This is a genomic window from Cryobacterium sp. HLT2-28, from assembly GCF_004402495.1.
Lineage (GTDB): Bacteria > Actinomycetota > Actinomycetes > Actinomycetales > Microbacteriaceae > Cryobacterium > Cryobacterium mannosilyticum.
The window spans coordinates 48,552-61,442 of record NZ_SOFH01000001.1; the positions used below are offsets into that span (position 1 = coordinate 48,552).

13 protein-coding genes, 2 tRNA genes and 1 riboswitch are annotated in these 12,891 nt (G+C 70.0%); of the genes, 14 read left to right on the plus strand and 1 reads right to left on the minus strand.

All coding sequences use genetic code 11. The features are described from left to right. Window positions 1–20: 20 nt before the first annotated feature. From serS to E3O48_RS00250, 8 genes are all read left to right on the plus strand, one after another. A complete protein-coding gene (serS, locus tag E3O48_RS00220) occupies window positions 21–1,286 on the plus strand; it encodes a serine--tRNA ligase (protein WP_134536860.1) in 1,266 nt (421 codons plus the stop codon). After that, complete coding sequence (locus E3O48_RS00225) at window positions 1,283–2,122, plus strand: HAD family hydrolase (RefSeq protein ID WP_241982327.1); 840 nt, start codon at window positions 1,283–1,285, stop codon at window positions 2,120–2,122. The genes serS and E3O48_RS00225 overlap by 4 nt, the downstream gene beginning before the upstream one ends. Before the next feature lie 118 nt (window positions 2,123–2,240). Then, window positions 2,241–2,325 (plus strand) — tRNA-Ser (locus E3O48_RS00230). A gap of 41 nt (window positions 2,326–2,366) precedes the next feature. Further along, a complete protein-coding gene (locus tag E3O48_RS00235) occupies window positions 2,367–3,635 on the plus strand; it encodes an LCP family protein (RefSeq protein ID WP_166788560.1) in 1,269 nt (422 codons plus the stop codon). 85 nt (window positions 3,636–3,720) lie between these two features. Further along, window positions 3,721–3,811, plus strand: a tRNA-Ser gene (locus E3O48_RS00240). Window positions 3,812–3,888: 77 nt separating this feature from the next. Then, window positions 3,889–4,923: a glycosyltransferase family 1 protein gene (locus E3O48_RS17475; protein ID WP_166788561.1), complete on the plus strand. Its 1,035-nt coding sequence runs from the start codon at window positions 3,889–3,891 to the stop codon at window positions 4,921–4,923. Further along, entirely contained in the window at window positions 4,814–5,119 is a 306-nt protein-coding gene (locus E3O48_RS00245) for a glycosyltransferase (RefSeq protein WP_166788562.1), read from the plus strand. Before E3O48_RS17475 ends, E3O48_RS00245 begins: the two co-directional genes overlap by 110 nt. Window positions 5,120–5,269: 150 nt before the next feature. Further along, the gene (locus E3O48_RS00250; RefSeq protein ID WP_134536862.1) at window positions 5,270–6,679 is read left to right on the plus strand and encodes an aldehyde dehydrogenase family protein; all 1,410 of its coding nucleotides are present in this window, start codon (window positions 5,270–5,272) and stop codon (window positions 6,677–6,679) included. 60 nt (window positions 6,680–6,739) lie between these two features. On the opposite strand, the gene E3O48_RS00255 is transcribed toward E3O48_RS00250, so the two are convergent. Further along, window positions 6,740–6,928, minus strand: a complete 189-nt coding sequence (locus tag E3O48_RS00255) for a DUF1508 domain-containing protein (RefSeq protein ID WP_134507915.1) — start codon at window positions 6,926–6,928, stop codon at window positions 6,740–6,742. 237 nt (window positions 6,929–7,165) lie between these two features. On the opposite strand from E3O48_RS00255, the gene E3O48_RS18135 reads away from it, so the two are divergent. The 6 genes from E3O48_RS18135 to E3O48_RS00285 all read left to right on the plus strand — a co-directional run bounded on the left by E3O48_RS18135 (window position 7,166) and on the right by E3O48_RS00285 (window position 12,739). Further along, entirely contained in the window at window positions 7,166–7,294 is a 129-nt protein-coding gene (locus tag E3O48_RS18135) for a hypothetical protein (protein WP_255453674.1), read from the plus strand. Window positions 7,295–7,309: 15 nt separating this feature from the next. Then, window positions 7,310–7,408, plus strand: a riboswitch (TPP riboswitch). Continuing rightward, window positions 7,400–8,212 (plus strand): hydroxyethylthiazole kinase, encoded by an 813-nt coding sequence (gene thiM / locus E3O48_RS00265; RefSeq protein WP_241982328.1) that lies wholly within the window; start codon window positions 7,400–7,402, stop codon window positions 8,210–8,212. Its footprint overlaps the riboswitch before it by 9 nt. Next, window positions 8,209–8,916 (plus strand): thiamine phosphate synthase, encoded by a 708-nt coding sequence (gene thiE, locus E3O48_RS00270; protein WP_241982329.1) that lies wholly within the window; start codon window positions 8,209–8,211, stop codon window positions 8,914–8,916. Before thiM ends, thiE begins: the two co-directional genes overlap by 4 nt. Then, on the plus strand, window positions 8,913–10,460 hold the full coding sequence (locus tag E3O48_RS00275; RefSeq protein ID WP_134536865.1) for a bifunctional hydroxymethylpyrimidine kinase/phosphomethylpyrimidine kinase: 1,548 nt from the start codon (window positions 8,913–8,915) through the stop codon (window positions 10,458–10,460). The genes thiE and E3O48_RS00275 overlap by 4 nt, the downstream gene beginning before the upstream one ends. 144 nt (window positions 10,461–10,604) lie before the next feature. After that, on the plus strand, window positions 10,605–12,116 hold the full coding sequence (locus E3O48_RS00280) for an alkaline phosphatase (RefSeq protein WP_134536866.1): 1,512 nt from the start codon (window positions 10,605–10,607) through the stop codon (window positions 12,114–12,116). Between the two features lie 89 nt (window positions 12,117–12,205). After that, entirely contained in the window at window positions 12,206–12,739 is a 534-nt protein-coding gene (locus tag E3O48_RS00285; protein ID WP_134536867.1) for a hypothetical protein, read from the plus strand. Window positions 12,740–12,891 lie beyond the last annotated feature (152 nt).

The following is a 12,891-nucleotide window of genomic DNA, read 5'->3' on the forward strand; positions in this document are numbered from 1 at the left end:
GCGCTTGTAGAATGGCCAGCGTGATTGATCCTGTGCTGCTGCGAGAGAATCCCGACCTCATCAAGCGTTCTCAGACGGCGCGCGGTGCGTCCGTCGAGGCGGTTGACCGTGCCCTCGAGGCCGACACCGAACGGAGGGCGTCGATCCGCGCGTTCGAAGACCTCCGCGCGTCGCAGAACCAGTTCGGGAAGCGCGTCGCATCCGCCCCCGCCGCGGAGAAGAAGGCGCTCGTCGCCGAAGCCCAGGCCCTCGCGGCGCAGGTGAAGGCCGCCGGCGCGGCAGCGGGCGACGCCGAGTCGGCATTCACCTCGGTGGTGCGCACGATCGCGAATCCGATCATCGACGGGGTCCCGGCGGGCGGGGAAGACAACTTCGTCACCCTCCGCACCCACGGCGAGATTCCCGCGTTCGACTTCGAGCCGCGCGACCACCTCGAGCTCGGCGAACTCCTCGGCGCGATCGACATGGCCCGCGGCGCCAAGGTCTCCGGCTCGCGCTTCTACTTCCTCAAGGGGATCGGCGCGCGCCTCGAGATCGCGCTGATGAACATGGCCCTCGACCGTGCCCTTGCGGCCGGGTTCATCCCGCTGATCACCCCCACCCTCGTGCGCCCCGAGATCATGGACGGCACCGGCTTCCTCGGCGAACATGCCGACGAGATCTACTACCTGCCCGCGGATGAGCTCTACCTCACCGGAACGAGCGAGGTCGCGCTGGCCGGTTACCACTCCGACGAGATCCTCGACCTGGCCGAAGGCCCGCTCCGCTACGCGGGCTGGTCGACCTGCTATCGGCGCGAGGCCGGCTCGGGCGGCAAGGACACCCGCGGCATCATCCGGGTGCACCAGTTCAACAAGCTCGAGATGTTCGCCTACGTGCTGCCCGAGAACGCCGAGGCCGAACACGACCGCCTCGTGGCCCTGCAGGAGGACATGCTCCAGTCGCTCGGGCTGAGCTACCGCGTGATCGACGTCGCCGCCGGCGATCTCGGGTCGAGCGCGGCGCGCAAGTTCGACATCGAGGCGTGGGTGCCCACCCAGAACGCCTACCGTGAACTCACCAGCACGAGCAACTGCACCACCTACCAGGCGAGGCGCCTGGACATCCGTTACCGCACCGAGTCCGGCAAGACGGCACCCGTGGCCACCCTCAACGGAACGCTGGCGACCACCCGGTGGATCGTCGCGATGCTGGAGACCCACCAGCAGGCTGACGGTTCGGTGCTCGTCCCGGAGGCCCTGCGGCCCTGGCTGGGCGGTCTCGCCGTGATCGAGCCCACGCCGTGAGCCTCGACGCGCTGACCGTGACCGGGCGGGGCACAACGGATGCGCCCTGGCTGGTGGCCCTCGACATCGACGGCACGACCATGCACGAGGACGGCACGATCAGCGAGCGCGTGCTCGACCAGGTGCGGCGCCTCGACGCGGCCGGCCATGAGGTCATGCTCGCCACCGGGCGGTCGGCCGCGACCACCCTGCCGGTGCTCGACCGCCTCGAGATCGCCCCGCGCTTCGTCGTCTGCTCCAACGGCGCGATCACCCTGCACCGCGACCCCGACTCGCCCACCGGGTACCGGCGCGAGTGGGTCGAGACCTTCGACCCGACCGAGGTTCTCCTCTCGATCAAGTCGCACCTGACCACCGCCCGCTACGCCGTCGAGGACGAGCACGGCTACTACCGCTACACCGAGCCGTTCCCGGACGCGACCATCGGACTCGACAGCGAGCACGTCGACTTCGACGACCTCCTGCGCCATGCGGCCACCAGGGTCGTGGTGATCTCACCCGACCACGACATGGACGATTTCCTCCGCGTCGTCGACCGGATGGGCCTCAATCGGGTGAGCTACGCGATCGGGTGGACCGCGTGGCTGGACATCGCCCCCGACGGCGTCAACAAGGCCACCGCGATGGAACGGGTGCGTGCCGAGATCGGCATTCCCCGCCACCGGGTGATGGCCGTCGGCGACGGGCGCAACGACATCGAGCTGCTGCAGTGGGCGGCCGTCCACGGCCGAGGGGTGGCGATGGGGCAGGCGCCGGACGAGGTCATCGCTGCGGCCGGCGAGACCACCGGGGCCGTTCAGGACGACGGCCTCGCGTTCGTGTTGAGCAGCCTGTAGCCTCACCCAGCCTGCTGTCAGCATCCGCTGGCATTCTGGACGGTGGCTCATCGGCTAGAATCGGTCGGTATTCGCCTATTGCGATCGCGTGCCGTCTGCGCAGTTGCGCGGCGAACAGGGAGGGCTGTCCGAGCGGCCGATGGAGCCAGTCTTGAAAACTGGTGGGCAGAGATGTCTCGTGGGTTCGAATCCCACGCCCTCCGCACCTGGATGCTGCACGCCGGCACACGACGAAGGGATCTGAGTGAGCGACCAATTGCGGCCCCGCTCGACACGGTCGCGCACTCTCGCGACCTTCGCCCGGCATGGCCGGTTGAAGCGGTCGAACCCGGTCGTGACCGTGGTGAAGTTCCTCGCCGCGGCGATGGCCGTTTTGCTCGTCAGCGGGGTGTCCGTTGCCTCCCTCGCCACCTACGACGTCGCCGCGAGCGTGCAGCCGAGCGTGCACCTGGCCAATGAGACCAAAGGCCCCGTTCCTCAGATCGGGGCCATCCCTGGCGGGGTGAACCTGCTCGTGGTCGGCAGCGACAGCCGCAAGGGCCAGGACGCCAGGTTCGGCGAAGAAGATTCGACCGGTGACCTCAACGACGTCACGATGCTGCTGCACATCTCCGCCGATCACAGCAACGCCTCGGTGATCAGTTTCCCGCGCGACATGTTCGTGCCCATCCCGGAATGCCCCGACCCGACGGGCGGCACCTTCAACTCGATGAGCCGGCAGAAGATCAACACCACGCTCACCTACGGCGGGCTGGCCTGCACCGTGCTCACGGTGGAGAAGCTGACCGGCCTGGATATCCCGTTCGCCGCCGAGGTGCAGTTCAGCGGGGTGATGGCCATGTCGACCGCCGTCGGCGGCGTGCCGGTCTGCGTGGCAGAGGAGATCCAGGACGACTACACCCAGACCTATCTCACCCCCGGCATGCACACGCTCGAGGGTGTTGCCGCCCTGCAGTTCCTGCGCACCCGGCACGGCGTCGGGGACGGCAGTGACTTGACCCGGATCAACAACCAGCAGGTGTTCATGTCTGCCCTGGTGCGCACGATCAAGAGCGCCGACACCCTCTCCGACCCGCTCAAGGTGTATTCCCTGGCGAAGGCCGTGACGGCGAACATGTCCCTGTCGGCCAGCCTGAACAACGTGTCGACCCTCGCCTCGATCGCCGTGGCACTCAAGGACATCCCGTTGGACCAGGTCGTGTTCGTGCAGGTCCCGACCGGGAGCACGGCGGGCGGGGTGCTGCCGTTGCAGCCGGACTTCGAAGACCTGTTCACGGCCGTCGCCGCCGACCAGCCGCTCAAGCTCGGCGGTACGACGGGCGCCGGTGCAACCCTGGACCCGTCCGCGACAGCCGCTCCGACCGAGCCGGCACCGGCCGAGCCGACTGACCCGAACGCCACACCCGACCCCGCCGCGACGACACCCGGGGTCACCGTGCTCCCGGAGTCGGCGACCGGGCAGACTGCGGGGGAACTGACCTGTTCCGTCGGCCGCACCCTCGAGAACCAGTAGCAATCCGGGCATCCGGGCCGGTGTTCAATCGGATCCCGCTTGTGAGGTTATGATTGCTGAGGTGTGTTTGCATTGCAGGCACCAAGGAGACGTCGCATAGTACGGCTTAGTGCACCACCCTGCTAAGGTGGAGTACCCTTCACGGGGTACCGTGGGTTCAAATCCCACCGTCTCCGCACTTTCGGCCCCTGGTCACCGCGTTCATCGCGGTTTCCCGGGGCCTTTTTCGCCCGTCGGGCTCCTCGGAGGAATCGTGCGCATCGGAATTGTCGCCAATGACACCAGGGGCGGGGTCGAACCGTACGCGGCATTGGCACTCCGGCTGAAGGCGCGCGGTCACGAGCCGAGGCTGATCGCCCCCGACGACTTCTCCCCGCTGATCGAGGGCAGCGGCATCCCCTTCGCCGGGCTGTCCGGGAATTCGCGCGAGGACATCCGGCGTGCGCAGGGCGCCACCGAGCGGGGGTCCGGCGCAAGCATGCGGATGGTTGCCGCGGAAATGGGCGCCCGACTGCGTACCTGGACGCGGGAAACCCTGGAGGCTGCGCAGGGGGTGGACGCCCTCACCGGCGGTGTCGGTGGAATGGTCGTCGGTCTCGGCGTTGCCGACAAGCTGGGGGTGCCGTTCATCCCCGCGCACTTGCAGCCCATCGATGCGCCCGCCACCGCTTACCCGGGTGTGCTGATGCCCCGGGTGCGACCGAATGTCCTCGGCCACCGTCTCACCTCGTTCGCCCTCTGGGCGCCGTTCGCGAAGGCGATGGCGGATGCCCGGCGCGAGGTTCTGGGGCTGTCCGGCCGGTCGACCGCCACAGCGGGTCAGCCGGCGCTCTACGCGATCAGCCCTCGGGTGCTCAGGGTTCCCGGCGCCCGCAACCACACGACGGGGTACTGGTTTCCCACCGAAGACCCCACCTGGCAGCCATCGCCCGAGCTGGAGGAGTTCCTCGCGCGCGGTCCCGCCGTGAGCATCGGGTTCGGGAGCATCAGCGGCACTGACCCGGCGAGGCGGACGGCAATCGTGCTCGAGGCTGTCCGCGCAGCGGGAGTGCGAGCCGTGCTGCTCTCCGGCTGGGGCGGACTGACCGACCTCGAACTGACCGACCTCGACGGGGGCGGTCGCGTGCTCGTCCAGGAGTCGGTGCCACGAGTGGCTGTTCCCGCGGATGGCGGCCGTCGTGCACCACGGAGGGGCCGGCACCACCGCGGCCGGCCTGCGTGCCGGAGTGCCCGGCATCGTGGTGCCGTTCACCGTCGACCAGCCCTTCTGGGGAAGCCGCGTGGTTGACCTCGGCGTCGGCCTGTCATCCTTCTCGCAGCGCCGGCTCACCTCGGCGCGTCTCGCGGACGCCCTGGGCAGGGTCCTGGCCGACAGGCCGATGCAGCAGCGGGCCGGAGAACTCGCCGCGGGCATCCGCAGCGAGGACGGGATCGCCACCGCCATCGACGCCTACGAGAATGCGCTCGGCGGATCGCGCTTCTGACGGATGCCGGAAGGCGCAGCAGAGGCCGACGGCGGCGTGAGCGGTGACCCGGTCGGCACCGACCGACAACCACGCTGCGCGCTCCAACAAACGGGGCGGCATCAGTGCTGGATACGGTCAGGGTACTAACGGACTCACAGTGGAGGACCCATGGATACCTACGACGCACTTCTCGAGACGATCACACCGAAGTCCGGACCGACGAGGGAGATCCTGGATCCCGCGACGGGTGCCGTGGTCGGCCTGGCGCCGGTGCACACCGTCGACGATCTCGACCGCGCCGTCGCAGGGGCGGTCGCCACCCAGCCGGCCTGGGCCGCACGGGGCCACGCGGAGCGCATCGCGACCCTGAACCGGGTGGCCGATGCCATCGACGCCGCCGCGGAGCCGCTCGCCGAGCTGCTCTCCCGGGAGCAGGGCAAGCCACTCAACGGCCCGAACGCCCGGTTCGAGGTCGGCGCCTGCACGGCCTGGCTGCGCGCCACCGCCGCAACCCCGCTGGAAGCCGAGGTGATCGTCGACGACGGCCAGACCCACGCCGAACTGCACTACCGCCCGATCGGCGTCGTGGGTGCCATCGGCCCGTGGAACTGGCCGATGATGATCGCGGTCTGGCAGATCGCACCGGCCCTGCGGATGGGCAACGCGGTCGTCGTGAAGCCGTCCGAGTACACGCCGCTGAGTGTTCTCGCGCTCGTCGCGGTGATGAACCAGGAACTTCCGGCCGGCCTGCTGAGCGTCGTCTGCGGCGACCGCGAGGTCGGTGCGCGGCTCTCCAGCCACCCGGGAATCGGTAAGGTCATGTTCACCGGGTCGACCGCCACCGGCAAGGCGATCATCAAGAGCTCCGCCGACACGGTCAAACGCCTCACCCTCGAGCTGGGCGGCAACGACGCCGGCATCGTGCTCTCCGACGCCGACCCGAAGGCCATCGCGGAGGGCCTGTTCTGGGGTGCCTTCATCAACACCGGCCAGACCTGCGCGGCGCTCAAGCGCCTTTACGTGCACGACGACATCTACGACGCGGTCTGCACGGAGCTCACCGCCGTTGCCGAGACCATGCCGATGGGCGTCGGAATGGACGAGAAGAACGTGCTCGGACCCCTGCAGAACAAGGCACAGTTCGACATCGTGGCCCGCCTCGTCGACGCCGCGAAGGATTCCGGAGCGCGCGTCCTCCTCGGTGGCAACCCGAGCCTGGACCAGCCGGGCTACTTCTACCCGACCACGCTCATCGCCGACATCGACAATGCCAACCCGCTCGTCATGGAGGAGCAGTTCGGCCCGGCGCTGCCGATCATCCGCTTCACCGACCTCGACGACGTGATCGCACAGGCGAACGGCGTCGACGTCGGACTCGGCGGCTCGGTCTGGTCGCCCGACCTGGCGAAGGCGCGCGAAGTGGCCGCCCGCCTCGAGGCCGGCACCGTCTGGATCAACGGGCACGGCGGAGTGCACCCGATGATCCCGTTCGGCGGGGCCAAGCAGTCCGGCTACGGGCTCGAATTCGGCGTGGAGGGCCTCAAAGCGCTCGGCGTGCCCCAGGTGATCAACGGCTGAGCGGCACCGCGCCGGAACCGCCGCCCCTCGGCCTGAGCCGGATGGGCGGCGGTTCCCGTGTCAGCTGGCGGGTTCGGTCAGGTCGACGACGTGGGACTTGACGTGGGATTTCAACGACTCGATCCCCTTGAGTGCGGCGACCTTCGTCTTGTAGCTGTCGGAGGTGGCGATGACCTCGCCGTTGTTGGCCTTGAGCCTGAACTGGTAGCCGCCGGACCTGTCGACGTACACTTCGTATTTGCCGCTCATGACACGCTCTCTTCTTCGCCACGGAACATCATCGTCGACCGTTTGGCCGGTGACCTCAGACTACGCTCCGGTCGTCATCGATGACCTGTGGGCGAAGCTCACCGAGGGCGGCGAACCAGGCCGGGCGGGCGGCCCGAGGCTGAGGCGCGGAATGTGTGCGCTTGCACTCGGAGTCACGTGCACCCGCTGCCGCCGCCCTCGCCCGGCTCACGCACCATACCCACCTCGACGGCGGCTTTGGTCGGAGCCGTCGGCAACGTCTGCTGCGACGACGTCATCCGTCGCAATTTCATCCGCGGCCCGGTGCGGGCCACCATCAAGCCGCTGATCGGGATCGAGGAGTTCGGCGCGGGCCCGATCGCCTGAGGCGGCTAGGCTCGGAGGCGTGACACGGGGTGCCGTCGAGAGTCGATGGCTGAGATCAGACCCGTAGAACCTGATCTAGCCAGTACTAGCGAAGGGATGTCGCGAGTGAACTCTCGCTTGTCGAACCAGCAGGCCCAGTCAGCCGCCGAACTTCTCCGCCGCCTGCGGGAAGGCGTGCCGCTCGTGCAGTGCCTGACCAACGCGGTGGTGGCCAACTTCACCGCCAACTCCCTGCTCGCCCTCGGCGCCGCCCCGGCGATGGTCGACCTCCCCACCGAGGCCGGACCCTTCGCCCGGCTGGCGTCCGCGGTGCTGATCAATCTCGGCACTCCCCAGCACGACCAGCGGGTCGCCATGGTCGAGGCCGTCACCGTCGCCAATGCGGCCGGAACCCCCTGGGTGCTCGACCCGGTCGCGATCGGCGCGCTCCCGGTGCGCACCCACCTCGCCCGAGACCTGCTCGGCCTCCGGCCCACGGTCATCCGCGGCAACCCGTCCGAGATCATCGCGCTCGCCGGGGCCGGCCACGGCGGACGAGGCGTCGATTCGACCGACTCCGCCGAGGACGCGCTCGAGGCCGCGCGCAACCTCGCCATCGACTTCGGGTCCATCGTGGCCATTTCCGGCGCAACCGACATCGTCACCGACGGGGTCAGGGACGTGCGCGTCGACAATGGCACCGAGCTGCTCACCCGGATCACCGGCGGGGGCTGCGCCCTCGGCGCGGTGATCGCCGCCTTCGCCGCCCAGGACCAGGACCGGCTCGCCACGACTGTGGCAGCCTGCGCGGTCTACACCCTCGCGGCCGAGCAGGCCGCGCGGGAATCCGCCGGTCCGGGCAGCTTCGCCGTCGCCTTCCTCGACCGGCTGGCCGGGCTGACCCCCGACGACGTGCTGGCCGGCGTGGTCATCGGATGAGCCTGCCCGCCCACATGACGCGGTCGGCCCACGCGACACCGCCAAGGCCGCGCACCCTCGACCTGTCCACCTACCTCGTCACCGACCGGCGGCTCTCCGGACGGCTCGGGGTGCTCGGAGTGGTCTCCGCCGCGGTCGCCGGCGGTGTCTCCGTCGTGCAACTCCGTGACAAGACCGCGGACACCCGGGACTTCTACGACCTCGTGGTCGCCGCCGCCCGGATCACCGCCGGTCGCTGCCTGCTGCTCGTCGACGACAGGGTCGACGTCTTCCTGGCGGCGCGGCACGCCGGCGCAGAGGTGGACGGCGTTCACGTCGGCCAGGCCGACCTTCCGGCCGCCGCGGTGCGCGCCCTGATCGGGCCGGACGCCGTGCTCGGACTCACCGCGAACACGCCCGTGCACCTGCGTGCCGCTCACGCCCTGCCGGCGGGCTTCGTCGACTACCTCGGGGTCGGGGTGATCCACCCGACCGCGACCAAGCCCGACCACCCCGAGGCGCTCGGCGTGGCCGGGTTCGGCAAGATCGCGCGGTCGACCAGGCTTCCCTGCGTCGCGATCGGCGGCATCCGTCTCACCGACACGGCCGGCCTCCGCGCCGCGGGCGCCTCCGGGCTGGCCGTCGTCTCGGCGATCTGCGCGGCCGACGACCCGGGCGAAGCCACCCGCGCGTTCGCTGACGCGTGGGCCGGGGCCGCGGCATGAGCGGTATCCCCCGCGTGCTGAGCATCGCCGGCACCGACCCGACCGGGGGCGCGGGCATCCAGGCCGACCTCAAGGCGATCGCGGCCAACGGCGGCTACGGGATGGCCGTGATCACCTCCCTGGTCGCGCAGAACACCCAGGGCGTGCGGTCGATCCACCTGCCGCCGACCTCGTTCCTGCGCGAACAGCTCGACGCCGTGAGCGACGACGTCACCATCGACGCCGTGAAGATCGGGATGCTCGCCACCGATGACGTGGTCGCCGAGGTCGCGGCCTGGCTGCGCCGCATCCGCCCGCCGATCGTCGTGCTCGACCCGGTCATGGTCGCCACCAGCGGCGACCGGCTGCTCGACGAACGCGCCGAGGCCGCCGTGCGCGACCTCCTCGCCGAGGTCGACATCGTCACGCCCAACCTGCCCGAGCTCGCCGTGCTCGCCGCGTGCCCGGTCGCGCTGACCTGGCCCGAGGCGATACGCCAGGCCAGGGCGGTCTCCGCCCGGCACGACGTGATCGTGCTCGCCAAGGGCGGCCACCTCGGCGGCCAGGGCTCGCCGGATGCCCTGGTCGACGCCGCCGCCGGGCTCTCCGGCGGGCGCGACCTGGTCGAGTTCGTCCAGGAACGGGTGCCGACGACGAACACCCACGGCACCGGCTGCTCGCTCTCGAGCGCCCTCGCCACCCGCCAGGCCCGGCTGGGCGACTGGGTGGCCGCCCTCGCCTCGGCGAAGGAGTGGCTGACCGACAGCCTGCGGCATGCCGACGAACTCGACGTGGGGCACGGTAACGGGCCGATCCACCACTTCGCGGCGCTCTGGAGCGCCGGGGACGCGGCTGCGGCGGCATCTGTCGCCGCGTCATCCGTCGCCACAGTATCTGTCGCCGATGCTGTTACGCCCGTCGCCGCTCTGGGAGCCGACATGGCTGCCCATACCGAGGAGTGGTGGGCGGGCATCGACCACCTGCGCACCGAGATCGACGATCTGGCGTTCATCAGGGGGCTGGCCGACGGCAGTCTCGCGGACGACGCCTTCTCGGCCTACCTCGCCCAGGACGCCCTCTACCTGCGCGACTACTCCCGGGCCCTGGCCCGGGCCAGCCAGCTCGCGCCGACCGTGGCCGAACAGGCGTTCTGGGCCTCGAGCGCGCACGGCTGCCTGGTCGAGGAACTCGAGCTGCACCGCACCTGGCTCGACGGCCGGGCCACGGATGCCGCGCCGTCGGCGGTGACGACGGCCTACCTGAACCATCTGCTCGCGGCGGCGCAGGGCGGTTCCTACCCGGTGCTCGTCGCCGCACTGCTGCCCTGCTTCTGGATCTACCAGGACGTCGGGGAACGGCTGGCGGCGGCGAACCACGCGGAGCATCCGTACCGGGCCTGGTTGGACTGTTACGCGCAGCCGGACTTCCAGGCGGTGACCCTGAGGGCGATCGCCATCGTCGAGCGGGCCGCCCAGGGAGCCACCGCCCCGGAGCGGGCGGAGATGCGGCGCTCATTCCACGCCTCGGCCGAGCACGAACTCGCCTTCTTCGACCAGACGACCTGAGACGCGCGCCGGCGCTCGCCCCCCCCGGATGCCCGCCCGGGGACTCTGTTCACCATCCGGCCATTCGGGGGACACCGGGACTCTCTACAGTGCGGGGGTGGCAACATGAGCTGCCACTCCCACGCACTCCTCAGGAGCATCCTCATGCGACGAAGAATTTCTGTCCTGGCCTCCACGACCGTGGTCGCTGCTCTGCTGGCCACCGCTGTCGTCACGGCCGGCACTGTCTCGTCGGCTTCGGCCGACGACGACAAAGGCCGCGCCAAGAACGTGATCTACCTCCTCGGTGACGGCATGGGCCGCACCCACGTCACGGCCGCGCGCGAGCGGTATTACGGTGCGTCCGGCAAGCTCACGATGGAGACGCTGCCGGCCCAGGGTTATGTCAGCACCTACGCGGTGGAAAAGGGTTCCGGCCAGCCGGGCGAAGCCGACTTCCGCCCGAACGCGGTCACCGATTCCGCCTCGGCCGCGACTGCCTGGTCGTCGGGCGTCAAGACCTACAACGCGGCGCTCGGCGTGGACGCCAAGGGCGCCGTCGTTCCGACCATGATGGAGCTGGCCAAGAAATCGGGCTACCGCACGGGCAACGTGTCCACCGCCGAGGTCACAGACGCGACGCCCGCGGGCCAGATGAGCCATGCCCTGGCCCGCGGATGCCAGGGGCCGGTCTACTCCGACGCCGCCTGTCAGGACATCACGGTCACGGGGGCTGCGCTGCCGACCAGCGACGTGAGGGTCACCCCGATCGCCGACCAGATCGCCCGGAACGGCACCGCCGACGTCATCCTCGGCGGCGGCCTCGGCCGGTTCGACGCTGCCGATGAGACGGCGCTGAAGGGCCACGGGTACTCTGTGCTCGGCTCGATCGCCACCCAGACGACGGCGACGAAGACCGACCTCGCGGCTGCCGCCGGCCAGAAGGTCTTCGGCCTCTTCAACAAGGGAAACCTCACGATTGAGAAGTCCAAATCCGAACGCCCCACCTCGGCCGAGGCCCAGGAACCCAGCCTGCCCGAGATGACCAGCAAGGCCATCGAACTGCTCAGCCAGAAGAAGGCCGAGGGCGAGAAGAGCGACAAGGGCAAGGGCTTCTACCTCCAGGTCGAGGGCGCGCTGATCGACAAGCGCTCCCACGCGAACGACGCGGCCCAGACCCTGGCCGAGGTCAAGGCGTTCGACGACGCCGTCGCGATCGCTCAGGACTTCGCCAAGCGCGACGGCAACACCCTCGTCATCGTCACCGCCGACCACGAGTGCGCCGGCTTCAACATCATCGAGAAGGGCACCTTCACCAACGCGGAGGCCGCCACCCCGCCGGCGAACACCGACAGCGGCAACACCGCCAACAACTCCACCCCGAGCCGCCCGAGCAACGCCCGCGACGCCGCCCGGTCCACCGGGATCATCAACGGCGCCGGCGCGGCCGATCCGAAGAACTTCGGTCCGGCCACCTTCCGCACTCCCACCGACCCGGCCGGCGTCGTCGACGGTTCGCCGGAGGCCGGCCTGTGGTTGAGCTACCTGTCGGGCAATCACACCGGAGCGGATGTCCCGGTCTACGCCGCCGGCCCCGGCGCCGACCAGCTGCAGGGCACGGTCGACAACATCGCCCTGTTCGGCATCGTGGGCCGCGCTCTGCGCGTCATCGGCTAGCGCCGTAAGCCGGCACAACCCGCGCACACTGCCCGGGCCGGACGGTATCCCGTTCCGGCCCGGGCATCCCCACAACAGGAAGCACCAGTATGAAACCCAGGACTCCCCGGGCGATCGCCCTCGTCGCGATCGCAGCAGTGCTCATCGTCGGCGGAGGTGCCTACGCGCTCGCCGCCTCCGGTGCCTCCGGCTCGTCCGGCGGCTCGATCTCGGCCGGAGCGGCCCGGACCACCTTCCCCGGCCTGGTCGCGCCCTCGGGGCAGCCGGAGCTGGAGAGCATCGGGAAGGCACATCCGCGGCCGGGGGAGGTCGTGCAGGCGGCTGGGCCGTTCGACGACCGGTTCCTGCTCGAGAACCTGGCCTTCGACGGCGCGGCGGTTTCCGGGGCCGTGCGCGTGACGAGTGACGTGAGCGCGGTGCTCGACCTTGAGGTCGTCGCCGGCTTCTACGACGACACGGGCGCCCTCCTCGGCACCGGCCGATTCGTGCACCACCTCGTCGACGACGGCAGCCACAGTGTCGCGCCGGAAGAACTGGTGACGTTCACCATCGCGGTACCGTCCGGCATCGCCGTCCCGGCGGTGTCGGTCGCGCTCGGGGTGCCGGTGCTCGTCAACGAATAGCGCCGCCCGCGGTGGTCGAGGCTGTCGAAACCGGGCTCGGTCACTGGTGGGCGTGGCTGGCCTGCTGGGCGCGGTGGGTGGCGCCGGGCTGCCAGGTGGTGGTGGTTCCTGCCCAGGCTGGCGCCTTGACCTGGGGTTTGCCGCGGATCATG